We start from the raw sequence: 21533 nt of genomic DNA, 5'->3' as shown, positions 1-21533 counted from the left end.
CCGAACATGACGAAAGATGGCGCCGCCGGCACCCGGCCGAACGTCCCGGAACGGGCCGGGGCGGGGACGTGGTGTCCACGTCCCCGCCCCGGCCCCGTTCGCGAGGTCCCGGCTACGGTGCCGCCGGAACCGCCCCGGCGTCGGCGCCGGTCACGCCCGGCTCCGCGGCCGCGCCGGCGCCCGCCTCACCGGTGCCGGTCTGGCCGCTGTCCAGCTGCTGGCCGCCCGTGGCCGGGAGCTCCTCGCCGGACGTGCTGCCGTCCCCGGTCACCGCTCCTGCCGTGGGGGCCACCTCACCGGGCGCGACCTCACCGGGGGCCGCGGGGGTCTCCGCGGTCGGGGCGGTGCCCTCCGCGGGGGCGACCTCGCCGGTGCCCGCGGCCGGGTCCTCGGCCGGGGCCGGGGTGGCGGCGCTGCGCACGGCGATCGACTCGCTGCCGGTCACGGAGCGCTGGATCGTGCCCGTGCCGCCGGACAGCTCCGTGCCGGTGAGCGCCTGGACGCCGAAGACGGCCGCGACCGCCAGGCCGAGGATCACGCCGGTGCTGACCAGCAGCGGCTTGAGGCGGGGGCGCAGGACGCTCCAGCGGCTGCCGCCGGTCACCGCGGTGCTGCCGTCCGAGCCGGAGGCGTCCAGGCCCGGGCGGGCGAGCACGCGCTGGGCCACGGTGGTCTTCACCTTCTTCAGCCCGTGCCGGCTCCTCTCGAGGGAGGTGGAGTAGACGACCACGGCGATGCCGGAGACGATGCTGGTCAGTGCCGCGCCGAGCACGGTGCCGACCACGCTGAGGTGGCCGCCGATCACGGACATGGTCGCGGCGGTGGCGGCGCCGGCGAGCAGGCCCGGGATGTTCAGGGCCGGGCTCTTCTTCTCGGGCTGCTCCTCGGCCTCGGCCGGGATCGGGGCCCGGGAGTGGTCGTCGGGCGCGGGCGCCTCGGTGCGTGGTCTTTCCAGAGTCATGCTGTCCTGCTTCGTTTGCGGGGAAGGGGGTGCTGTTCCCCGCGACGTTGCTCGGGCCAGCCTTCCCCATTATCCGGACGGACCGGGCAATGCCCAGGCCGAGTGGGCACTCTCACACCCGGCGGTCCCGCTCCGGCGCAGTGTGACGTCGGGGGACCCGGCCACCGCCCGGCCGGCGGCGAGCGGGAGATCCCGCTCAGCGCAACGGCAGCCGCATGAGGACGCGCGGGAACGTGTTGAGCGTCGAGGCGGTGTCGGCGGCCTTGCTGAAGCCGGCGCGCTCGAACATGGCGCGGGTGCCGACGTAGGCCATGGTGGTGTCGACCTTCCGGTCCTCGTTGTCCACCGGGTACCCCTCGACGGCCGGCGCGCCGTGGCCGCGGGCGTGCTCCACGGCGCCCTCGAGCAGGGCCTGGGCCACGCCCCGGCCCCGGTGGCCGCCGCGCACCCGGAAGCACCACACGGCCCAGACCGGGAGGTCGTCGACGTGCGGGATCGTCCTCCCGTGCGTGAAGGCGTGCAGCTCGGCCCGCGGGGCGACACCGCACCAGCCGACCACCGTGTCGTCGTCGTAGGCGAGGACGCCCGGCGGGATCGGCCGGGCGCAGAGCTCCCGCACCACCCGGGGGCGCTCCCGGGCGGCCAGGGCGCGGTTCTCCTTCGACGGGAGCCGGTAGGTGAGGCACCAGCAGACCGCCGAGTCGGGGTTCCGCGGGCCCAGGACGGCGGCGACGTCGTCGAACCGCTCGCTCGTCGCCGGTCGGATCGTGAACGGGGTGGACGTCATGGTCGTTCCTCGGTGCGCTGTGGGGCCGACTGGGGCTCTCAGCCTAGGAAGAACTGGGTGCACGGACCACCCCGGGGACGGCGCCGGCGTGACGCGGCGCGGCGGCAGCCGTAGCGTGGTGGGTGCACGGACTGCTCGAGACGGAGGAGGTCCCGTCGTGAAGATCGTGGTCACCACACCCACAGGGCACGTCGGCTCCCGGGTCGTGCGGCTGCTGGTGCAAGCCGGGCTGCGGCCCACGGTCCTGGTGCGCAGGGCGTCCCGGCTGGACCCGGCCCTGCGGTCCCGCTGCGAGGTGGTCGAGGGTGACCAGGGGGACCTCGCCACCGTGCGCCGGGCGACGGCCGGCGCCGACGCCCTGTACTGGGTGGACCCGCCCACCGGCGAGGGCGACCCCGTGGCCGGCTACGCCCGGATGGGCGAGGTCGCGGCCGCCGCGGTGAGCGAGGATGCCGTGCCGCGGGTGGTCTTCCAGAGCAGCGTCGGGGCCGAGGCCCGCGGCGGCTTCGGGGAGATCGACGGTCTCGCCCGCACGGAGGAGCTGCTCGATGCCACGGGCGCGCACGTCACCCACCTGCGCTGCGGGTACTTCTTCACCAATCTGCTGCTGGACCTCGAGTCGGTGCGCTCAGGGGTGCTGAGCACCACCCTGCCGGTCGACCACCGGATGCCCTGGGTGGACCCGCGGGACATCGGGGACGTCGCCGCCGTCCGGCTGCTGTCCGGCGACTGGACCGGCCGGCACACGCAGGGGGTGCACGGCCCCGAGGACCTCTCCTTCGCCGAGGTCGCTCGGATCGTCGGGGAGGCGCTCGGACGCCCGGTCACCGCCGTGCAGGTGGCCGAGGACGAGGTCGCCGCGGCCCTGCGCGCGGCCGGCTTCACCGACGCGCAGGTCGAGGGGGTGCTGGGGATGTCCCGGGGACAGCGGGGCTTCACGCCGGAGGACCCGCGGGGGCCGGCCACCACGACGCCCACGCCGCTGGGCGCCTGGGCCCACGCCGTGCTCCGGCCCGCGCTCGCGGCCTGAGCCGGTCCTCGGTCCCGCGCTTCCCGGGCGTTGCCGGATCGAGACCGACGGGCCCTGGCGTCCTCTGACCGTGCGTACGAGAATTTGACCATGCGGTCAGAACGGGGGGCGGGCGCGGCGGAGGCCGGACCGGGAACGTTCACGGAGCGGGCCCGCCGGGAGCAGATCCTGGCATGCGCGGTCGAGGCGATCGCGGAGCTGGGCTTCGGCCGGGCCTCTCTCGCGGAGATCGCCCGCCGGGCGGGGGTCAGCAAGGGCGTGGTGTCCTACTACTTCCCCGGCAAGAAGAGCCTGCTGGAGCAGGTCGTGGCCGACGTCTACGCCCGGGCCGGAGCCGCCGTCGCCGCGGCGACGGCCGGCCGCACCGGGGCCGCGGCCCTGCGGAGCTATCTCGAGGCCAACCTCGGCTTCCTCGCCGCCCACCCCGCGGGCATCCGCGCGGTGACCGAGATCGTGCTGAACCTGCGCGGACCCGACGGCGCGCCACGCTTTGCCCCGACGGGGGAGGACCCCGTGCTGGGGCATCTGGAGCAGATGCTGCGGGACGGCCAACAGGCCGGGGAGTTCCGCGACTTCGACCCCCGCAGCATGGCCGTGCTGCTGCGCGGGGCGATCGACACGGCCTCCGGCCGACTGGTCACCGATCCGGGGTTCGACCTCGCCGCCTACACCCACGAGCTCGTGACCACGGCCGAGCTCGCCACCCGCGGAGCGCCCTGAGCGCACCGTGGTCGAGGAGGACGCCATGAGCAGGAGGACCCCATGAGCACGGCACGAGCTGCCCGTCCCCGCGGCGGACCGGACGTCGGCGCCGACGGGACCACGCACGGGCGCGGCAGCGCGGCCGGATGGCTGGGCGTGGACCTGGTCCTGCCGTTCGTCCTCTACTACGGCTCCCGCCTCGCCGGGGCCGATGCGTGGACGGCGCTGATGCTCGGGGCGGTCGGTCCCCTGGCGCGGGTGGTGGTCACGGCCGTGCGCGCCCGGCGGCTGGAGCGGCTGGGCCTGTTCACGCTCACCGTGCTGGGAGCGGGCACCGTCGTCGGGCTCCTGAGCCCTGATCCGCGGCTGCTGCTCGTCCGGGAGAGCTGGCTGACGGCCCTGGTGGGCGCGTGGATCCTCGCCTCCCTGCTGGGGGAGAAGCCGGTGCTCTACGAGGCGACGAGACGCCTGATGCCCGTGGCCGCCGCCGAGGGGTGGCGCCGGGACTGGGAGACCCGCCCGGCCTTCCGCCGGGTGCTGCGCCGGATGACGGCCGCCTTCGGAGCGGCCTTCCTGCTCGACGCCGCGGCCCGCGTGCTGATGGCCTACACGCTGCCCGTCGACGTCGTGCCCGCGGCCGGCACGGGTCTGCTCGTGCTGCTCCTGGTCGTCGTCGTGCAGACCGGCAAGGCCTGGGGCCGGCGCCACCTGGGACCCGGCATGGAAAGCGCGGCCGGCGGACCGGGAGGTCCTCCGGGAACGGCCGCGGGCACGGGGTCCTGACCGGGGAGCCCGCCGCCCGGGTCACCGGCCGCCCCGGACGCGGTCGAAGGTCTCCCGGGCGACCTCCCACGAGGTCTTGCCGACGTCGAAGTGGTCGGTGAGCATGTACACCGCGATCCAGCACTGGTAGGTCCAGGCGCGGTCGAGGAGCCCGGGGTCCCCGGGGCCGGTCCAGCGCTCGTGCACCGCGCGGACGAAGGCCTCGCCGTACTCGTACAGCTCCGCGAAGTCCACGGCCGGGTCGCCGAGGCACATGTCGCTGAAGTCGATCACCCCGAGGCGGGCCGCGGCGTCGTCCCAGAGCAGGTGCCGGCTGTAGACGTCGTTGTGGACCACCACCGCGGGCAGCTCGGCGGCGAGCAGCGCGTCGACGTCCGCGAGGATCCGCTCCACCTCCTCGAGCTCCGCCGCGGTCAGCACGGCCGGCAGGTGCGCGGCGGCCGCGCTCCGGACGTCGGCCTGGTCCTCGGCCAGGGAGGACGCCGGCACCTGGGCCAGGGGGGTGCCGGGCACCGGCGCGGTGTGCAGGGCGGAGAGGAAATCGGCCAGCTGCGCCACGAGCGCTCCGCGCGCGGCGGCGTCGAGGGAGGCGAGGACCTCCGGCTGCAGCGTCCGTCCGGGCAGGAGGGGATAACCGGCGAAGGAGCCGTCCGGCGCCACCCGGTCGTAGCGGGGGATCCGCACGGGCAGCCGCGGCGCGAGGTGGTCCAGGACCGCGATCTCCCGGCCGAGCGCCTCCGTGTAGGGCGGCTCCTGCGGGAAGCGGAAGACCAGGGCGTCGTCCAGGACGACGACGACGTGGTCCCAGCCCTCCGTGATCCGCCGCGCCCTCGACCACCGCAGGTCCGGGAAGGCCGCGGCGATCCGCTCCAGCTCGTCCATGAACGTTCTCCCTGTCTCCGTGATCCGGTCTCAGCGGCCCGGGGAGATCAGCCCGGTCTCGTAGGCGAGCACCACCAGCTGCGAGCGGTCGCGGGCGCCGAGCTTGGCCAGCAGCCGGGACACGTAGGTGCGCGCGGTGGCGGGCGAGAGGAACAGGGCCTGGGCGATCTCGTCGTTGGACAGCCCCCGCCCCACCTGCTCGAGCACCTCCCGCTCGCGGTCGCTCAGCACCCGCAGCGGGGTGTCGTCGAGCACGGTCTCGGGCCTGGCCGCGATGGAGCCGAGCACGGTGCGGGTCACCGAGGGCGCGAGCAGGGCATCCCCGGCGGCGACCACCCGGATTGCCCGGCGCAGGTCGGCGGGGGACACGTCCTTGAGCAGGTAGCCGGCGGCCCCGGCGCGGATGGCCTCGAAGACGTGCTCGTCCTCGTCGAAGGTGGTCAGCACCAGCACCCGGACGTCGCCCAGCGCCGGGTCGGCCACGATCCGGCGGGTGGCCTCGAGGCCGTCCAGTTCGGGCATGCGGATGTCCATGAGCACCACGTCCGGGTGCAGCTCGCGCACCCGGGCCAGTCCGGTCCGGCCGTTGGCGGCCTCCCCGACCACGGCGATGTCCCCGTCCCGTTCGGCCAGGGCCCGCAGCCCGGTGCGCACCAGTTCCTGGTCGTCGACGACGACGATGCTGATCACGGCTCCAGCCTCCTCGGCAGCGTCGCGCGGACCTCGAAGCCACCCCCGCCCCGGGCGCGGCTGTCCCGTGGACCCGCGGCGAAGGAGCCGCCGAGCAGGCCGGCGCGCTCGGCCATCCCGGCCAGGCCGCGCCCGCCGCCCGCTGCGCCGGTGTCCGGGGACGCGCCGCGCCCGTCGTCGGCGATCCGCAGCTCCAGGGTGCCGTCCCGCAGCCGGGCTTCCACCAGGGCGTGCCGGGCCCCGGAGTGGCGCAGGACGTTGGTGAGGGACTCCTGGAGGATGCGGTAGGCGGCGGCGTCGATGGTGGCGTCGAGCTCGTCCGGGTCGACGTCGATCCGCGCCGTCACCTCCACGCCGGCGTCCTCGGCCGTGGCGACCAGCTGCGGGAGCCCGGCGAGGCCGATGCTGCCGCGCTCCGCCGGGTCCGCGCCGGGGGAGCGCAGCAGCTTCACGGTGGTCCGCAGCTCTCGCAGCGTGGTGGAGGCCGCCGCACGGATCTGCTCGAGCGCCCGGGCCACGGCCTCGTCGTCCCGCCCGACCGCCTCGGTGGCCACGTTGCTGTGCACGGCGATCACGGACATCGTGTGTCCGATGGTGTCGTGCAGATCCCGGGCGATCCCCGCCTTCTCGGCCTGCATCCGGCGGCCGGCCTCGTGGCGCTCCTCGGCCGCGGCGAGCGCACGCAGCCGCTCCTGGTGCGCGCGGAGCTCCCGGCGGGCGCGGACGCTCACCCCGAGCGCAATGGCCGCGGCGACCAGGGCGACGTCGGTGAGCAGGTCGTAGCTGACCAGATAGGCGGCCGGCAGCCCTTCGTCCACGCGGAAGTAGGCGGCCACGGACACCAGCACCGCCCCGGCGGCGACCGCCGAGCGGGTGCGGTCCGCCTCGGCGGCCGAGAACAGGGCGGCCACGGCCGGCAGGGCGATGCCGATCGGCGGCAGCTGGAACACGTAGTAGACGAAGATGCCGAGCACCGTCAGCACCAGCACCAGCCGGGGCGCGTGCCGCCGGGCCAGCAGCAGGGCCCCGAAGCCGGCCGCGAAGAGGTAGGCGAGGGCACCGGCGCGGCCGGTGCCCTCGAGGTCCGCGGCGGCGATGACGGCGACGAGCACGGCCATCGCGGCCGCGAGCGCACCGTCGACCAGCCGGGGGTCGGCCTCCTCGGCCGCCCGGCGCACGGGACGGGCCGCCACGGTGCTGGGCATGCTCCCAGGGTAGCCACGCCGCCCGCGGCCGTCGTGGGCCCCGGCGCGACAGGCGGGGTCACCCGCAGGCGACCGGGGCCATCGCCCCTCGGCGACGCAGGAGACGCGCTCCGACCGATGACCGCCGGGACGGTACTCCGTAGCGTCGAGGCCATGACGAACCGACCCGGAACTCCTGCGAGCACCCGACCCGCCGTGAACTGGCTGCTGGTGCTGGGCCTGGGCGCCGTCGCCCTGGTCCGTCCCCTCGCCCGGGTCACCGGGGCGGCGGACGTCCTCGGGGCGCCCGCCGGGCCGCTGCTGCTGACGGGCCTGGTCACCGCCGTGTGGATCGGCGTGGTCGGGCTCGGTTGCGTGCCCCGCCCCGTGCTGACCCTGGTGCTGGCCGGTCTCGCGTACGGCGTCTACGTCATCCCGCTGAGCGCCGTCCTCTCGACCGTGCTGACCGGCACGCTGCAGGGCCCGGTCGCCGTGCCGGTCGCCGTCGTGCCGATCCTGCTCGGCAACGCCCTGTGGGGTCTCGTGGCAGGCCTGCTGGCCCTGGGCGTCCAGCGCCTGCGGGGAGCCCCGCGATGACTCCCGCCCTCGCCGCTGGCCGCGCACGTGGCCCTCGCCCTGAGCGCGTCCGACGAGGCGCTGCGCGTCCTCGAGGCGGCGCCCGCCCACTCGCGGCATCCCACGGTGGTCCTCGCCGCGCTGCACGATCTCGCCCTCGCCGGACGCGCCCCGGCACGGACGCGGTGGGGCTGGTCGATGTGGGCTGCTCGACCGCTCGGGCCTGCGGACCGAGGCCCTGGGCCGCTGCTGGTCGCGGGGCCGTCTGCCGGCGTGGACGGCGGGATCCTAGCGTCCGAGCCCGCGGCCCGGCCCCCGTGCCGGGGCAGGGTCGTACCCGTCGGGGTTTCTACGCCGGGGTCGCCTCCTCGGTGCCGTGCAGGTGGGCGCGCTGCTCGTTCTGGTTCAGGGCCAACTCTTGCGTTACCGGCAAGAGTGCATGCCATTGAAGCACTGTCTCGCTAGGGTGAGGGCATGACCGAGCACACGCATTCCCTGACCTCCACCGACTCCTCCCACGGGCACCGGCACGAGGAGGGCCTGGCCCGCCTGCTGGACCTGGACGCCGCGATGTCCGGCACCTCCTGGGACGAGGTGGCCGGCTGGGCCACCCGGTACGCCGGAGGCAGTCCGGACCGGATCGCCGACCTGGGGAGCGGAACGGGCACCGGCGCCCTCGCCCTGGCCCGGCGCTTCCCCGCCGCGGAGGTGCTGGCGGTCGACCGATCCCCCGTCATGCTCGAGCGCGTGCGGGCCGCGGCCCGCGAGCAGGGACTGGAAGGCCGGGTGCACGCGGTGCCCGCCGACCTGGACCAGGAGTGGCCGGCCCTCGGAGCGGTGGACCTGGTGTGGGCTTCCTCGTTCCTGCACGAGGTCGCCGACCCCGGCGCCGTCCTGGGCCACGTCCGCGGCGCACTGCGGCCCGGCGGGCTGCTGGCGGTCGTCGAGCTGGACGGCCTGCCACGCTTCCTGCCCGAGAACCTCGGATTCGGCCGCCCCGGCTTGGAGTCCCGGTGCCACCGGGTCCTGGCGGACGCCGGGTGGAACGCCCACCCGGATTGGCGGCCGCTGCTGGAGGCGGCCGGGTTCGAGGTCCACGGCCCGCACACCGTCAGCGCCTCGGGACACGAGGATCCCGCGGCCACCGCTCACTACGCCCAGGCCTGGCTCGCCCACATGCGTCCCGCCCTCCAGGAACGGGTCGGCGCCGACGATCTCGCGGTCCTGGACCGCCTCCTGGCCCCGGACTCCCCCGAGACGCTGCGCCACCGCCGGGACCTGAGCTTCCGGGCCGGCCGCACCGTCTGGGCGGCCCGGCGTCCCTGAGCGCCCGTCCGCCCCGGACGACGAGCAGGGTCGCCGCACGGCGACCGGAACCCTCCTCCGCGCGCGACCGAACCGACGCCTCCCGCCTGATGCCGGAGCAGGGCGCTGCTCCGTAGCGTCGGCGGCATGAAGCACCTGCCTGACACCCCCGCGGCGACCCGCACGCCCGGCCGCTCGCCCGGAGAGCCCACCCGGCCCGTCGCACACCGTCTCGCCCTGCCGGTCCTGACCGCCTACCTGTGGATCACCATGACCCTCTTCGGCGCCATCGTGCTGGAGACGTTCATGGTGTACCCCAATGTCTTCCACGACCCGCCGGCCTCCCTGGAGCTGGGCATGGAGTTCCTCGCCGTGAGCGGCCCCTCCGACTTCTTCCCCCCGCTCGGCCTCGCCGCCTGGGTGCTCGGGGCGGCCTCCCTGGTCCTGTGCCGGCGGATGCCCACGGTGCGCTGGTGGGTGCTGCTGAGCCTGACCATGTTCGTGGCGGAGGGGGTGGTCTCGATGCTGTACTTCTGGCCGCGCAACGACATCATGTTCCTCGAGGGCACGGCCGTGCACTCCGCCGAGCACCTCCGCCAGGTCGCCGACGAGTTCGTGACCTGGCACGCCCGCTCCCGCATGGTCCTCAACTCGGTCGCGGCAGTCGCCGCCTTCACCGCCTTCGTCAAGGCCTACCGGCACCGGCTCCTCGCTCCGGAGGCGACCGGCGGGCGCCGTCGCCACCCATCGGGCGCGCGAGCGTAGACACTGGAACGGGGTGTCCACGGCCGGACGCGGACACCCCGGTTCCCCGAGAGGATCTCCCGGCCCGGACGCGAGGCCCGGCCGGGGACCACCGACTCCAGGAGGTCCCGTGCGCGGATCAGCCGTCGTCGTCGGGGCCGGCATCGCCGACCTGGCCGCAGCCCGCGGCCTGCTCGGCGCGGGCTGGGACGTGCACGTGCTCGAGCGCTCGCCGGGCCTGCCCGGCACCGGCACGGCCCTGGGCATGTGGCCCGAGGCGATGCGGGCCCTGGACCGGCTGGGCGCGGGGGAGCACGTCCGGGCCGCCTCCGTCGAGCAGCGCGGGGCGCGGCTCCTCCGGCCGGACGGGACCGAGATCGCCCACGTCGACCTGGACCGGGCCGCTCGGCTGGTCCCGCGCCCCGCGCTCCTGGCGGCACTGGCCGAGGGCCTTCCCCCGGGCCTCGTCGCGTGGAACGCCCCGGTCGCCGACCACCGTGCGCTGCCCGCGGCCGACCTCGTGGTCGCCGCCGACGGCGTGCACAGCCCCGTCCGCGCCGCGCTCTTCGGCGTCGCCCCGCGCCCGCTGGGCACCGTGGCCCTCCGCGGCACCGTCCCGGGCCGGGCGGCCGGGACCACCGAGACCTGGGGGCCGGCGCGGCTTTTCGGCATCACCCCGCACGACGACGAGCACACCAACTGGTTCGCCAGCGTCCGCGCCGACGTGCTCGCCTCCGCGGGGCGCGGCTGCACCGACCCGGAGGTCCTGCGCCATCTCTACGGGGACTTGCACCCGGCCGTGCGGCGCGTCCTGGCGCCCTCGGGGACAGTCCGATCGACCGGCGCACGCTGCTCGACGTGCCCCCGCTGCCCTCCTGGGTGAGCGGGCGGACCGCGCTCCTCGGCGACGCCGCCCACGGCATGGCGCCGAACCTCGGCCGGGGCGCGTGCGAGGCGCTGCTCGACGCCACGGCCGTCGTCGATGCGCTGACCGCGGCCCCGGACGTGCCCGGTGCCCTGCGCCGGTACGACGCCGCGCGCCGCCGGCGGGTCACCCGCACGGTGCGCGTGGCCCGCCTGGCGAACGGCGTCAGCACGGCCCGGCACCTGCTGCCCGTGCGCAACGCCGTCGTCAGCGCGGCGGCACGGCTGGTGTGACCGGCCGCGCGCCCGCGTCCCCGGCCGGTGACACTGCCGTCCCCGGCGGAACCGGGCGTCAGTTGCTGACGGCCGGGGCGTCCCGGATGTAGGCGGTCTCCAGGATCTGGGAGGTGGTGAACCGCGCGATGTCGGCGGCGGTGGCCGAGGAGCCCACGGCGCCGGGGCCGAAGAACCCCACGTACTTCAGTCCCCGGGCGCTGCCGCCGGTGACGTGCATGAACCGCACGATCGTCCAGTCCAGCCCGGACTCTGCGACCACCTGCAGCATCCCTGCCATCTGCCGGTAGGCGCGCGGATCGAGGTGGCGGGCCAGGAACCGGTGGACCTTGATCCGGGTGGTGGGCCTCTCCTTGGGGCACAGGGTCACCACCGGGGTGCCGTGGCCGATGTAGCGGCGGATGCCGCGCCGGCGCATGCCGGCCACGATGTGACCGGCGCCCTCGACCAGGTCCAGGCCGCGGGCACGGGGCCGCACGCGCGGGTCCAGGGTGTTGATCACCGCCTCGGCACCGTCGAGTGCGGTGTCGACGGCCGCGGGGTCGGTGATCTGCCCGGTGACCAGCTCCACGGCCTCGCCCCAGGCGGGCGGCGCGTGCGCGGCGTCGGTGACGAGGGCGACGACCTCGTAGCCGCGGAACAGCAGGTCCTCGACGAGCTCCTGGCCGATGGGACTGACAGCCCCGAACACGGTGACCTTCATCTGTCCCCCACCCGGTCCCGTTGTACGGACGAATTGCTTGCACCCTAGATCACGGCATTTTCAAATGAAATGCCATGGAGGACGTGTGACGTCCACAGATGGGGGCGCCGGCCGTCGAGCGGCAGGGCGGACCGGGACGTCCGCGGCAGGCCGGGGCCGCCCCACCAGGGGCGGAACCGGATCAGGGGCGGGTGTCCCCGGCGCTGACGGCGTCCCAGCCCGTGGGCTGTTGTGGGGACAACGCGGCCGAATTGTGACTCATCGGTAGCCAGTAGGCTGATGACAACACATCGACCGGGCTTCTCTCCCCTCCCACCCACGAAGCGAGACGACGATGATCACCCCCGAGATCCTCCAGGCCGTCAAGGACCTGGTGCAGACCCCGCCCCCGGCCGGCGTGCGGGTGGACCGGTTCGAGATCGTCGACGAGGTCGCCGAGCTCTCCCTGTCCTTCCGGGCCGACGTGCTCGAGAGCGTCCTGGCCTCCGAACTGGCCGCCACCGGCGGCCCCGCCGACTGGGACGACCCCCGCGCCCCGATGGACGAGGGCTCACCCACCTGGGCCTATGCCGGCGGGATCGCCGCCCTGCTGCACCACGGCTACTTCAACCAGACGATCCTCGCCCAGCACGAGGCCGCGCTGCAGCAGATCCTGACCGAGCACGGCCATCCCGGGACGCCGGTGACCGCCACCGCCACCTACACCGCCGCCGAGCTCATGCCCCACTACCGCAAGCTCAAGGCCGAGCACCTCGAGCAGCTGAGCGCCCCGCAGGGCTGAGGGGCGGGACGGCCGGGCGGTGGGCACGGGGCTCCGCCGCTCCGGGCCGTGGGTCCGGTCAGGTCCCGGGCGGCCGGTACTTGATCTGCTGGGCCTGGTGCAGGGCCTCCAGCGTCTCCTCGACGCTCATGAGCACCGTGGTCTCCAGGGAGCTCACGGCCCCGCCGCCGGTGATGGCCAGGGCCACCGCGGCCATGGACACGTCGTCGGGCGCTTCCCACAGGCTGTAGCCGTCGTGCGCGCCGAAGGCGTACCAGAACCCGTGCAGCGTCCCGCCGACCGATTCGATGCAGTCCTGGCCCGCCGGGCGGCGGTCCTCGGGGTGGGAGATCAACCGGGCCCAGGTCTCGGGGGTGTAGCGGAATTTCGACAGATAGAGCGGCATCGTCCTGTCCCCTCGTGTCCGTCCCGTCGGATTCGATCAGGAGTGTGCTGACCGTAGGCACGCGGCGGGGCCGGCCCCAAGGGGGTCCGCCGGATCGTCGCCGGTCCGTGACCCATGGCGTCTCCGTGTCGGAGCCGGCGGCGTCCGGTCAACTCGAGGTGCCGTCGCGGGCGCGGTCCGTCCACGGGCCGTCGCCGAGCTTGGCGTAGGACGCCGCGACGATCTGCTCGAGGACCTCCAGGTCCACGGCGTCGAGGTCCTTGAGGTAGATGCAGCCCACGCCGGTGGTGTGCGGGCCCAGGCGGGCCAGGTTCTCCTGGTGGGCGTCCACGCCGTCGTACACGTAGACCGTCGTCGCCGCCTTGCGTGCGGCGAAGCCGGCCGCGGGGGCATCCCCCTCGTGGCCGCTTGCGTACTTGTAGTGGTACTGGCCGAAGCCCACGACGGTGCCCCACATCTCGGCCGGCTGCCCGGTGACGCGGGTGAACAGCGGGACGAGGCGCTCGGCGTCGGCCCGCCGCCGCTTCGGCGTGACCCCGGCGAGGTGTTCCTCGACCGATTGTCCTGTCTTCTCCACGGCGGGCTCCTCGGGGTCGCTGGGACGACGATCGTCTCAGGGACCAGGGTCCCCGGCCCGTCCGACACGGCAGCGCAGGGATGGCCGATCACGGCCGCCGGGGTGGCTGGAGGCGGAACGGCCCCCCAGCACGTTCCGTCCCCAGCACTGTCCCCCCGTGGGCGGATGACCGGCCGCGGGGCGCGGACTGCGTTGTCCGGGCAGCCCCTCTGCCGGTCAGGAAGGTCGCACCGGGGCCCTGGTCGGCCCATGGATGGCGCCCCTTCCGCCCACCATGATGTGGACCAGGTCACAGCCGAATCAAGCCGGCGTGCAACATCGGCGGCTTTGGACGAGACATTCATGTGCACCAGCAAACAACCCCTCGGGCCCGATGGCCGCTCCTTCCGCGCGGGCGCGCCACGGTGTGCCATGGACCCGGCCCGTGCCGTGCTCCGGTCCCCGGCGGGCCGGCCGTGGGGTCAGCGGTACAGGGTGGTGCTGGGCGGCACGCCGTAGATGGCGCGGTAGCGGGATGCGAAGCGCCCGGAGTGGGCGAAGCCCCACCGGGCGGCGATGCCGGCCACGGTCTCCCCGGTGGTGGGATCGGCGTGCAGGAGCTCGGCGTGGGCGCCGGCCAGCCGTGCCTGGGCCAGGTACTCGGTGGGGCTGAGTCGGTGCGGGTGATTGGCGCGGAAGGCCTGGACCAAGGTGGGGGTGGGAGTGTTCGCCGCCCGGGCGGCGTCGTCGACGGTGATCGGCTGGTGGGCGTGGTCGTCGATGAACTGTTTGGCGATGCGGTAGCGGCGGGTCTGGGCGGCCATGGACAGGGCGCGCAGCTCCTGGTCCCCGACCAGGGGGAAGCACTCGAGCAGCGCCACGGCCAGGTGCCGGGTGAGGCCGGCGCGCACCAGCGGGGCGTCGAAGGCCCCGGAGTCCACGAGCTCCTGGGCCAGGCGGGTCAGGGAGGACCAGTACTGGCCCAGCCGGGGGGTGAGCGGGTGGGCGGAGGCGAACGCCACCGGGGTGTTCTCGGTGCCGTAGACGGTCTCGGCGATGTCCTGCACCACGTCCGCGGTGAGGTAGACGTTGCTGGCCCGCAGGGAGTCCACCACGAACAGGGTCGGGCTGGACGGGGTGATCAGCACCGGGGCGCCGATCCCGGTGCCGGACTCGGTGCGGGTGGACCAGTCGCACCGGCCGGCGGTGCGCTGGACCACGCTGAACATCTCGGTGTCCCCCCAGGAGGAGTAGGACCCTTCCACCTCCACCCGCGCCAGGGACACGTCCTCGTCCCCGGTCCTCTCCTCCCGGTAGGACAGGCCGCGCTCGGAGGGCTGGAAGGAGAAGCGCGCCCCGATCGTCTCGAACAGCAGCATCACGGCGTCCGGGTCCTCGGCTGCGAGCTCGAGATGGAAGGCCTCGCTCACCGGATCCACCCCCCTGGCCCGGGCCGCGCACCGGGGGCGGCGAGGACCGACCGGGTGTCCCGGCGGGACAGGGGCGCGTGGATGGTCATGTCAGGACCCTCGTCATGGAGGTGCAACGGGGCAGGGGTCGTGCTGGGTCCTATGATCCTCCCCGGCTCCGGCTACCACCAGCGGATCCCGGCCCGTGACGCCGGGCCGTCACCCGGGCTCCGGGCCATCCGGGCCCGTCGAGGTCAGCAGGGCTTGAAGAACTTCCCCCCGGGCGCGTAGCACCGCGAACCGGTGTAGCCGGGGATGTCCGCGTAGTACCCCGGAGGGGCCTGGTTGACGATGTTGGCGCCCGGGTTCGGGGCGGGCTTCGGCGCAGGTGCGGGAGCCGGGGCCGGTGCGGGCGCGGGCGCCGGCCTGGGTGCGGGCGCAGGAGCCGGTGCGGGCGCAGGAATCGGTGCCGGCGCGGGCGCGGGCGCCCGTCGGGTGGCGTCGGCTGCCGCCCGACGGGCCGCTTCGGCCTGCCGGTCGGCCTCCGCCTGGCGTGCTGCCTCGGCCTGCCGGCGCTCCTCGTCTGCCGCCGCGCGCTCTGCGGCCTCCGCCTCCGCCGCGCGGCGCTGCTCGGCGGCGCGCTCCTGGAGGGCGGCGACGTCCTGGCGGACTCCGGCGATCCCGCGCTTCATCGACGGCAGCCCGACCAGGTGGCGGACGTGCGGGTGGGCGTCGCCGTCGATCGCGTCGAGGGCCGCCAGGAAGGCGACGGCGGCCGCGACCTCACCGGCCGGGTCGGCGAGGTCCGCCGGCGCGGCGTCGGCGAGCGCGCTCGCAGCCTGCTGCACCTGCGCCGGGACGGTGCAGCCGAGGGCGGGATCGAGGAGGCCGGCCTGCTGCTGCTCGGCCTCGGCGAAGGCCTCCTCCACCGGCGGCAGGAAGCGGTCGTTCGGCGCGATGTAGAGCGGCGTGCCCAGGCCCTGGCGGGCGATCTCGGCGTTGACCAGGGTGCCGTCCTGCAGGAACACCCCGGCCAGGGTGCGGTCGTAGGAGTCGGTGCGCTCCTGGTCGTACTCGAGGCCCACCACGGTGCCCGGCGGCAGGAGCTCCTCCAGCAGGGCGGTGGCCTCCGGCCCGAGGCACTCGACGATCTCGTTCGGGTCCTTGGTCTCCGGAGTGTCGATGTTGAGCAGCCGCACGCGGACCACCTCGCCGCCCCGCCGGACGTCGACGGTGTCGCCGTCGACCACCCGCTCCACCACGGCGCGCTCGCCGCGCAGCTCCGGGGCGGCGGACGTCTCGGTCGAGGAGGTGTTGGACGACGACGGCGTCGCGTCGCTGGAGGCCGCCGACCCGCCGCAGCCGGTCAGGAGCAGGAGGACGAGCGCCGAGGCGCCCAGGCGGAGGGAAACCGGGGGAGGTGTCACGGGGGGGTCCTGTCAGGAAGTCGTCAGTTCCCCTCCAGCTTATGGATGCACATGCAATCACCGGGGGAGGCTGATGTCCCCAGTTCAGGGGGTGGAGCTTCTTGCGCGGGGGAGTGGTGCGTCCGTCCTGCTCCGGGCGAGCGTCACAATGCGGGGTCCAGCGGCACCGGCTTGTCGTATGCGAATGCAAAGACATGAAATACAGGGACACCGTTCTGCTCTGCTCGAAAGCTGTCCACCATGACGCCCTCCACGGACCCCACTTTTCAGCCTCCTGTGCCCATCCGCACCTTGGGGTTCGCCGCCTTCCGGCTCCTCGGCCCGGTGGCGGGTACCACCGCCCAGGAGTTCTCGTCGAGTCCGTCGAGCCTGTTGAGCCGGAGCCCAGGGCAGTCGGTCATCGCCGAGACGCTGCGCCTCCAGGGTGACGAGCCGCCCCGGGCGTGGTGGCAACGACTGGTCGGGAGCAGTCCCCTCGGTGCCTCCGGCCGATCCTGGTTCCATGGTGCACTGGGAGAGATCGCGGTCGGTCAGATCCTCCGCGGCCTGGGCTCGGAGTGGACGGTGCTCCACGCTGTTCCGGTCGGCGCCGGGGCCTCGGACATCGACCACGTCCTGGTCGGCCCCGCGGGAGTGTTCACGCTCAACACGAAGAACCACGCGGGCAAGAAGGTCTGGGTCGGTGAGCGCGCGATCCTCGTCGACGGGCACAGGCAGCACTACCTCTCCCACGCTCGTCATGAGGCGGCGCGGGCGGCCAAACGGTTGAGCGCGGTGGTGGGGGAGCAGGTGCCGGTCACCCCGGTGCTGGTGCTGATCGAACCGAAGGACCTGACGATCAAGCAGCGACCCGCGGGAGTCCACGTCATCACCGACCGGCGACTGCTGCGCTGGCTGCGGCGCCGTCGCCCCGCCCTGGCGCCTGAACAGGTCGCCCGGATCACGGCCGCAGCCGTGGTCCCGAAGACCTGGCACAACAGCCCCCCGCCGTCCGAAGACCCCATCGCGCTGCAGGAGCGCTTCGACGGGCTTCGGGCTTCCGTGCGGAGCGCGCGGCGCCGGCGTGCGCTGTGGGAACTCGCACTGCTCGTCGGGGGCGTTGCTGCCGCCGTCAACACCGGCCCGGACCTCCTGGCGGCCCTGCTCGGCGCCGGTCCGGGGTTCGGAGCGAACGCATAGTCCCAGTCCCTTCAGTGCGTGTGCTGTGTGACACCAATACCGCGCCCCTGATCGTTCCTGTCGGACCGGTTTCGTAATACGATTCATGGTGTGGAGATCCACCGATCCGCCCGCAAGCACGGCATCGGCGACGCCATGAAAGCCGAACCCCGGTACTTGGACCTGTTGCCATGAGGAGGAGAGCCGTGGCCAGCACACCGCGGACCTCTAAGGGCCGCCCTGTCACCGAGAACCAGATCGATCGTCTCGCTCGGGAGGCGGAGGCCGGATACGATCCGGCGGAGCTCCGGCGATCCGGCGGACGCAGGCCGATCGGCTCCGCCGCGGCCCGAGTTGTTCCCGTCCGCCTGGACCCCGAGCTGGACGCCGCCCTGAAGCAGCGAGCGCTGTCCGACAACACCACTGCCAGCGAGGTCATCCGCGACGCCCTCCATGCCTGGCTCAAGAGCGCCTGACGGGGCTGTGGCCCCTCTGAGCGACGGGCAGGTGGCGATCAGGAGCGCAGCGAGTCTCACGCCAGGCGCGCCGCCACGGCCTCGGCGGACCTCGAGTTCGCAGCGGCGGGCCGTCATCTCCCGTCCGTCCGGGCCATCCCGGCGGCCCGGACCTAAAATGGAGACCCGCAACGGACTTTTCCGGAGGAGCGTGCGTGATGGCTTTCGTGCAGCTGATCGAATACACCACCTCGAGGCCGGAGGAGGTGGCCGAGGTCCTCGCGGATTGGCAGCAGTCCTCCCAGGGGAAACGCACGGCTCGCCGCGTCCTGTCGGCGAAGGACCGCAACGATCCGAAGCGCTTCGTCGAGATCGTCTTCTTCGACTCCTACGAGTCCGCCATGGAGAACTCGCAGCTCCCGGAGACCCAGGAGTACGCCCGGAAGCTGACCGAGCTCATGGACGGGGAGCCCGTGTTCCGGGACCTCGACGTCGTGGAGGACCGCGAGCTCTAGGGCCCGGCGGCGAGAGTTCTCCGCGGAGGTGACCGTGACCGCCGACCACGAGATGCACTCCTATCTGACAGCACACCTGCCCGAGTTGCTGGACGGGCTGAAGGAGTGGGTGCGGATCCCCTCGGTGGCCGCGGCCCCGGAGCACGAGCACGATCTGCTGCGCTCGGCGCACTGGCTGGCCGGGGCGCTGCGTGACACCGGCTTCCCCACCACGGAGATCTGGCCGGGCGCCTATGGCCCGGCCGTCCACGCCGTCTGGTGCGAGGCTCCCGGTGCACCCACGGTGCTGGTCTACAGCCACCACGACGTGCGGGCGGTCAAGGAGGAGAACTGGGACCAGACGTCCCCCTTCGACCCGGTGGCCCGGGACGGGCGGCTCTACGGCCGGGGCGCCTCGGACGCCAAGGGCCAGGTCCTCGCTCACTTGTGGGGCGTCCGGGCGCACCTGGCCGCCACCGGACGAGAGGTGCCGGCCGTGAACCTGAAGTTCCTGGTCGAGGGCGAGGAGGAGGCCGGGTCCCCGGGTCTGGCCCAATTGATCCAGGACCACCCGGAGGAGCTGGCCGCGGACGTGGTGATCTTCTCCGACACGCTGCTGTGGCGCGCCGATCACCCGGGACTGTGCACCGGGGTGCGTGGGATGCTCAGCGCGCACCTGGAGATCCACGGGCCCTTCACCGACATCCACAGCGGGGCGGTGTCCGGGGTCGCCCCCAACCCGGCCCTGGAGATGGCCCGGGTCCTCGCCCAGCTCTACGACGAGGACGGCAGGATCACCCTGCCCGGCTTCTACGACCGCGTCCCGGAGATCCCCGACGCCCGGCGGGCGGAGCTGGCAGCGCTGCCTTTCGACGAGGGGGACTGGCTGGCCCGCACCCACACGCGCAGCATCGGCGGGGAGGCCGGCTACACCGTGCTGGAGCGGCTGTGGGAACGCCCTGCCCTGGAGGTCATTGCCCTGATCGCCGGCGATCCCACGGAGGTCTCGAGGGCGGTGATCCCCTCGATGGCGGCGATGGACCTGAGCATCCGCACGGTGGTCGGCCAGAAGGTGCAGGAGGTGGCCGAGCAGCTGCGCACCTGGGTGGCCGAGCGGGTCGGGGACGGCTACGAGTACGAGCTGACCGTGTCGACCAACACCTCCCAGGAGGCCTACCGCACCCCGGAGCACCCCGTGGTGGAGGCCCTGGCCCGGGCCATGGCCGCCGGCTTCGGGGTGGACGAGGTGGGGCGGATGGGCAACGCCGGGGGCGGGCCGGCCGACCTGCTCGCCACCGCGCTGGAGGCACCGGTGGTGTTCTTCGGCACCGGGCTGCTCGAGGACAACTGGCACAACAGCGACGAGAGCGTCCGCACGGACCTGCTGCTGGCCGGGGCCGCCACCCTCGCCCACCTGTGGGGCGAGCTGGGCCGGACGTAGCGGGGCCCGAGCGCAGGAACCGGGGCCCGGGGGCAAGAGAGCCGGGGAACGCGGCAGCGTGCGCGCTCCCTGTTGCGGACGCCTCCCCGGAGGCGCACAGTTCTGCTATGAGAACGACGACGCCGTTGTTCGTGCTGGCCGTGGTGATCGCGGCCCTGGCCCAGCTGGTGGCTGGGTACTTCTACATGGCCAGCGGCCTGATGGCCCCGCTGTGGGCCATCGTGCTCCTGGGCGTGTGGTGGGTGCTCCTCACCTACGCCGGCGTGCGGCTGGTGCAGCGCCGGTCCTACCTGGTGCTGCTCGTCCCCGTCGTGGCCGGCGTGACCTGGTTCGCGGTCATGACGTTCGGGGAAGCGGTCCTCGGCTGGACGCCCTGAGTTCTCGGGCCGATTTCCGTTCACGGGGCGGTCACCTCGGGGTCGTCTGGCAGGCCTACTCTCGGCGACGCCGCGACTGCTCACCCGCGCGGCCCGTCCCGAGGAGTCTGCCCATGCGCACGTCCATCGTTTCCGCCGCCGTCCTGGCCCTGGGCCTGGGGTGCCTGAGCACCGGTCCGGCCGCCGCGAAGCCCGCGGCCGAGGAGCTGCCCGCCGTCCCCACCCTGTCCGGCTTCTCCGTGCTCCCCGCCGACACGTTCGTTCCCGGCTCGGAACCGTCGGGTGCTTTCCTCGACGGCCGCACGACGCCCGCCTACCCGGGCCAGCCCGTCCAGGGCTTCTCCGGGGTGCACGCCGCCGGTGACGGCACCTGGCTCGCCATGTCGGACAACGGGTTCGGCAACAAGGCCAACAGCCGCGACTTCCTGCTGGCCGTCCACCGCATCGCCCCCGACCTCGACGGAGGAGAGATCCAGGTGCTGGACACGATGCACCTCTCGGACCCCGAGGGCCACATCCCCTGGGACATCTGGCGCGACGGCGGGTGCGAGGCGGCCGGTGACCTGCCCGCCGGCTACGAGTGCCCCGTCCGGGACCGGGTGCTGACCGGCGGGGACTTCGACCTCGAGTCGATGCAGGTCGCCGAGGACGGCACCCTGTGGTTCGGTGAGGAGTTCGGCCCCTACCTGCTGCACACCGACGCCGAGGGACGCCTGCTGGAGGCCCCCATCAAGCTGCCCGGCGTGACCTCTTCCTCCGACCCGGACCCGGAGGCCCCGGCAGCCAACCTGGCGAACTCCAAGGGCTTCGAGGGCATGGCGATCGCCCCCAACTCCCGCGCCCTGTACCCCATGCTCGAGGGCGCCACCGACGAGGACAAGGCCGCCGGGCTGGCCGCCGACCGCCGCATCTACGAGGTGGCGCTGAGGGCGGGGAGCGCGGCGACGACGTTCACCGGGGAGTACCTGCGCTACCGGATGGAGGCCGCAGACCACAACGTGGGCGATTTCATCGCGATCAACGCCCACGAGTTCCTGGTGATCGAGCGCGACGACACCCAGGGCGCCGAGGCCGATTTCAAGAGGATCTACCTGCTGGACACCCGCGATCGTGACCGGGACGGCTACGTGGACAAGCGTGAACTGGTGGACCTGATGGACGTGGCGGACCCGCAGGGGCTGGCCTCCGAGGACGGCACCTACCGCATGCCCTACTTCACGATCGAGGACTTGGAGATCCTCGACGAGAACACCATCGCGGTGCTCAACGACAACAACTACCGCGCCACCGGCGGGCGTGGGGAGGGCGTCGTCGACGTCACCGAGTTCGCCACGATCGACCTGCCCGAGGAACTCAGGGTGGACCACCGCCTGCTCCCGGGTGCGGTCGAAGGACGGCAGGGCGGGGCGCACGGCTCGTCCCGGCCGGGCGGGACCCCGGCGCACTCCGGGACGGCCGCGGCCTCCTGGGCGGACTCCATGGTGCTGCCCGAGTAGGGCGACGCGGGGCAGGGCACCGACCCGGCCATCCGCGGAACCGCCGAGG

General features: G+C 73.9%; 26 protein-coding genes. 16 read left to right on the top strand and 10 right to left on the bottom strand.

The features are described 5' to 3' along the window. Positions 1–112: 112 nt before the first annotated feature. Together ACPYN7_RS11030 and ACPYN7_RS11025 are read right to left on the bottom strand one after the other, a co-directional pair. Positions 113–961 (bottom strand): hypothetical protein, encoded by an 849-nt coding sequence (locus ACPYN7_RS11030; RefSeq protein WP_424347675.1) that lies wholly within the window; start codon positions 959–961, stop codon positions 113–115. A 196-nt stretch (positions 962–1157) separates the two neighbouring features. Then, positions 1158–1748 carry a GNAT family N-acetyltransferase gene (locus ACPYN7_RS11025; protein WP_424347674.1) on the bottom strand — a complete coding sequence of 197 codons (591 nt, stop codon included), beginning with the start codon at positions 1746–1748 and terminating at the stop codon, positions 1158–1160. A gap of 157 nt (positions 1749–1905) precedes the next feature. Between ACPYN7_RS11025 and ACPYN7_RS11020 the strand changes: the two genes are divergently transcribed. The 3 genes from ACPYN7_RS11020 to ACPYN7_RS11010 all read left to right on the top strand — a co-directional run bounded on the left by ACPYN7_RS11020 (position 1906) and on the right by ACPYN7_RS11010 (position 4263). Beyond that, positions 1906–2778, top strand: coding sequence for an NAD(P)H-binding protein (locus ACPYN7_RS11020; protein ID WP_058872868.1), 873 nt, complete (start codon positions 1906–1908; stop codon positions 2776–2778). 90 nt (positions 2779–2868) lie between these two features. Beyond that, on the top strand, positions 2869–3498 hold the full coding sequence (locus ACPYN7_RS11015) for a TetR/AcrR family transcriptional regulator (protein WP_058872869.1): 630 nt from the start codon (positions 2869–2871) through the stop codon (positions 3496–3498). A 42-nt stretch (positions 3499–3540) separates the two neighbouring features. After that, positions 3541–4263 (top strand): VC0807 family protein, encoded by a 723-nt coding sequence (locus tag ACPYN7_RS11010; RefSeq protein ID WP_424347673.1) that lies wholly within the window; start codon positions 3541–3543, stop codon positions 4261–4263. A 21-nt stretch (positions 4264–4284) separates the two neighbouring features. Here the strand turns inward: ACPYN7_RS11010 and ACPYN7_RS11005 are convergent, their stop codons facing one another. From ACPYN7_RS11005 to ACPYN7_RS10995, 3 genes are read right to left on the bottom strand one after another with little or no spacing between them, the layout of a single operon-like run. Beyond that, a complete protein-coding gene (locus tag ACPYN7_RS11005; RefSeq protein WP_424347672.1) occupies positions 4285–5145 on the bottom strand; it encodes a phosphotransferase family protein in 861 nt (286 codons plus the stop codon). Positions 5146–5175: 30 nt separating this feature from the next. Beyond that, a complete protein-coding gene (locus tag ACPYN7_RS11000; protein WP_424347671.1) occupies positions 5176–5835 on the bottom strand; it encodes a response regulator in 660 nt (219 codons plus the stop codon). Next, positions 5832–7040 (bottom strand): sensor histidine kinase, encoded by a 1209-nt coding sequence (locus ACPYN7_RS10995; RefSeq protein ID WP_424347670.1) that lies wholly within the window; start codon positions 7038–7040, stop codon positions 5832–5834. Before ACPYN7_RS10995 ends, ACPYN7_RS11000 begins: the two co-directional genes overlap by 4 nt. Before the next feature lie 153 nt (positions 7041–7193). On the opposite strand from ACPYN7_RS10995, the gene ACPYN7_RS10990 reads away from it, so the two are divergent. The 6 genes from ACPYN7_RS10990 (at position 7194) to ACPYN7_RS10965 (ending at position 10802) form a co-directional block, all read left to right on the top strand. Continuing rightward, positions 7194–7616 (top strand): hypothetical protein, encoded by a 423-nt coding sequence (locus ACPYN7_RS10990; RefSeq protein WP_058873215.1) that lies wholly within the window; start codon positions 7194–7196, stop codon positions 7614–7616. Between the two features lie 15 nt (positions 7617–7631). Next, entirely contained in the window at positions 7632–8060 is a 429-nt protein-coding gene (locus ACPYN7_RS10985; RefSeq protein ID WP_157571294.1) for a DUF2332 family protein, read from the top strand. Between the two features lie 9 nt (positions 8061–8069). Then, the gene (locus ACPYN7_RS10980) at positions 8070–8921 is read left to right on the top strand and encodes a class I SAM-dependent methyltransferase (RefSeq protein ID WP_424347669.1); all 852 of its coding nucleotides are present in this window, start codon (positions 8070–8072) and stop codon (positions 8919–8921) included. Between the two features lie 126 nt (positions 8922–9047). Continuing rightward, positions 9048–9665 carry a hypothetical protein gene (locus ACPYN7_RS10975; protein WP_424347668.1) on the top strand — a complete coding sequence of 206 codons (618 nt, stop codon included), beginning with the start codon at positions 9048–9050 and terminating at the stop codon, positions 9663–9665. A gap of 109 nt (positions 9666–9774) precedes the next feature. Then, positions 9775–10527, top strand: a complete 753-nt coding sequence (locus tag ACPYN7_RS10970) for an FAD-dependent monooxygenase (RefSeq protein WP_424347667.1) — start codon at positions 9775–9777, stop codon at positions 10525–10527. Further along, a complete protein-coding gene (locus ACPYN7_RS10965) occupies positions 10503–10802 on the top strand; it encodes an FAD-dependent monooxygenase (protein WP_424347666.1) in 300 nt (99 codons plus the stop codon). The genes ACPYN7_RS10970 and ACPYN7_RS10965 overlap by 25 nt, the downstream gene beginning before the upstream one ends. A 58-nt stretch (positions 10803–10860) precedes the next feature. Here the strand turns inward: ACPYN7_RS10965 and ACPYN7_RS10960 are convergent, their stop codons facing one another. Then, the gene (locus ACPYN7_RS10960; RefSeq protein ID WP_424347665.1) at positions 10861–11505 is read right to left on the bottom strand and encodes an NAD(P)H-binding protein; all 645 of its coding nucleotides are present in this window, start codon (positions 11503–11505) and stop codon (positions 10861–10863) included. 334 nt (positions 11506–11839) lie between these two features. Between ACPYN7_RS10960 and ACPYN7_RS10955 the strand changes: the two genes are divergently transcribed. After that, complete coding sequence (locus ACPYN7_RS10955) at positions 11840–12286, top strand: hypothetical protein (RefSeq protein ID WP_058872876.1); 447 nt, start codon at positions 11840–11842, stop codon at positions 12284–12286. 58 nt (positions 12287–12344) lie between these two features. On the opposite strand, the gene ACPYN7_RS10950 is transcribed toward ACPYN7_RS10955, so the two are convergent. The 4 genes from ACPYN7_RS10950 to ACPYN7_RS10935 all read right to left on the bottom strand — a co-directional run bounded on the left by ACPYN7_RS10950 (position 12345) and on the right by ACPYN7_RS10935 (position 16063). Continuing rightward, entirely contained in the window at positions 12345–12671 is a 327-nt protein-coding gene (locus tag ACPYN7_RS10950; protein WP_424347664.1) for a GYD domain-containing protein, read from the bottom strand. Positions 12672–12819: 148 nt separating this feature from the next. Next, complete coding sequence (locus ACPYN7_RS10945) at positions 12820–13248, bottom strand: DUF1801 domain-containing protein (RefSeq protein ID WP_424347663.1); 429 nt, start codon at positions 13246–13248, stop codon at positions 12820–12822. A 461-nt stretch (positions 13249–13709) separates the two neighbouring features. Then, entirely contained in the window at positions 13710–14657 is a 948-nt protein-coding gene (locus ACPYN7_RS10940; RefSeq protein ID WP_058872879.1) for a helix-turn-helix domain-containing protein, read from the bottom strand. A gap of 233 nt (positions 14658–14890) precedes the next feature. Further along, on the bottom strand, positions 14891–16063 hold the full coding sequence (locus tag ACPYN7_RS10935; RefSeq protein WP_424347662.1) for a thermonuclease family protein: 1173 nt from the start codon (positions 16061–16063) through the stop codon (positions 14891–14893). Between the two features lie 276 nt (positions 16064–16339). Between ACPYN7_RS10935 and ACPYN7_RS10930 the strand changes: the two genes are divergently transcribed. The 6 genes from ACPYN7_RS10930 (at position 16340) to ACPYN7_RS10905 (ending at position 21484) form a co-directional block, all read left to right on the top strand. Further along, positions 16340–17242 carry a nuclease-related domain-containing protein gene (locus tag ACPYN7_RS10930; RefSeq protein WP_424347661.1) on the top strand — a complete coding sequence of 301 codons (903 nt, stop codon included), beginning with the start codon at positions 16340–16342 and terminating at the stop codon, positions 17240–17242. A gap of 185 nt (positions 17243–17427) precedes the next feature. Next, positions 17428–17697 (top strand): ribbon-helix-helix protein, CopG family, encoded by a 270-nt coding sequence (locus ACPYN7_RS10925; RefSeq protein WP_424347660.1) that lies wholly within the window; start codon positions 17428–17430, stop codon positions 17695–17697. Between the two features lie 197 nt (positions 17698–17894). Further along, positions 17895–18191, top strand: coding sequence for a hypothetical protein (locus tag ACPYN7_RS10920; RefSeq protein WP_424347659.1), 297 nt, complete (start codon positions 17895–17897; stop codon positions 18189–18191). 34 nt (positions 18192–18225) lie between these two features. Then, positions 18226–19611 (top strand): M20/M25/M40 family metallo-hydrolase, encoded by a 1386-nt coding sequence (locus ACPYN7_RS10915; RefSeq protein WP_424347658.1) that lies wholly within the window; start codon positions 18226–18228, stop codon positions 19609–19611. 107 nt (positions 19612–19718) lie between these two features. Next, positions 19719–19988, top strand: coding sequence for a hypothetical protein (locus tag ACPYN7_RS10910; RefSeq protein ID WP_424347657.1), 270 nt, complete (start codon positions 19719–19721; stop codon positions 19986–19988). 113 nt (positions 19989–20101) lie between these two features. Next, positions 20102–21484: an esterase-like activity of phytase family protein gene (locus tag ACPYN7_RS10905; RefSeq protein WP_424347656.1), complete on the top strand. Its 1383-nt coding sequence runs from the start codon at positions 20102–20104 to the stop codon at positions 21482–21484. Positions 21485–21533: the final 49 nt, after the last annotated feature.

It is taken from the genome of Kocuria sp. CH-021 (assembly GCF_049716185.1).
In the GTDB taxonomy this organism is placed as follows: Bacteria; Actinomycetota; Actinomycetes; order Actinomycetales; family Micrococcaceae; genus Kocuria; species Kocuria cellulosilytica.
This window is presented reverse-complemented; position numbering and strand designations above follow the sequence as displayed.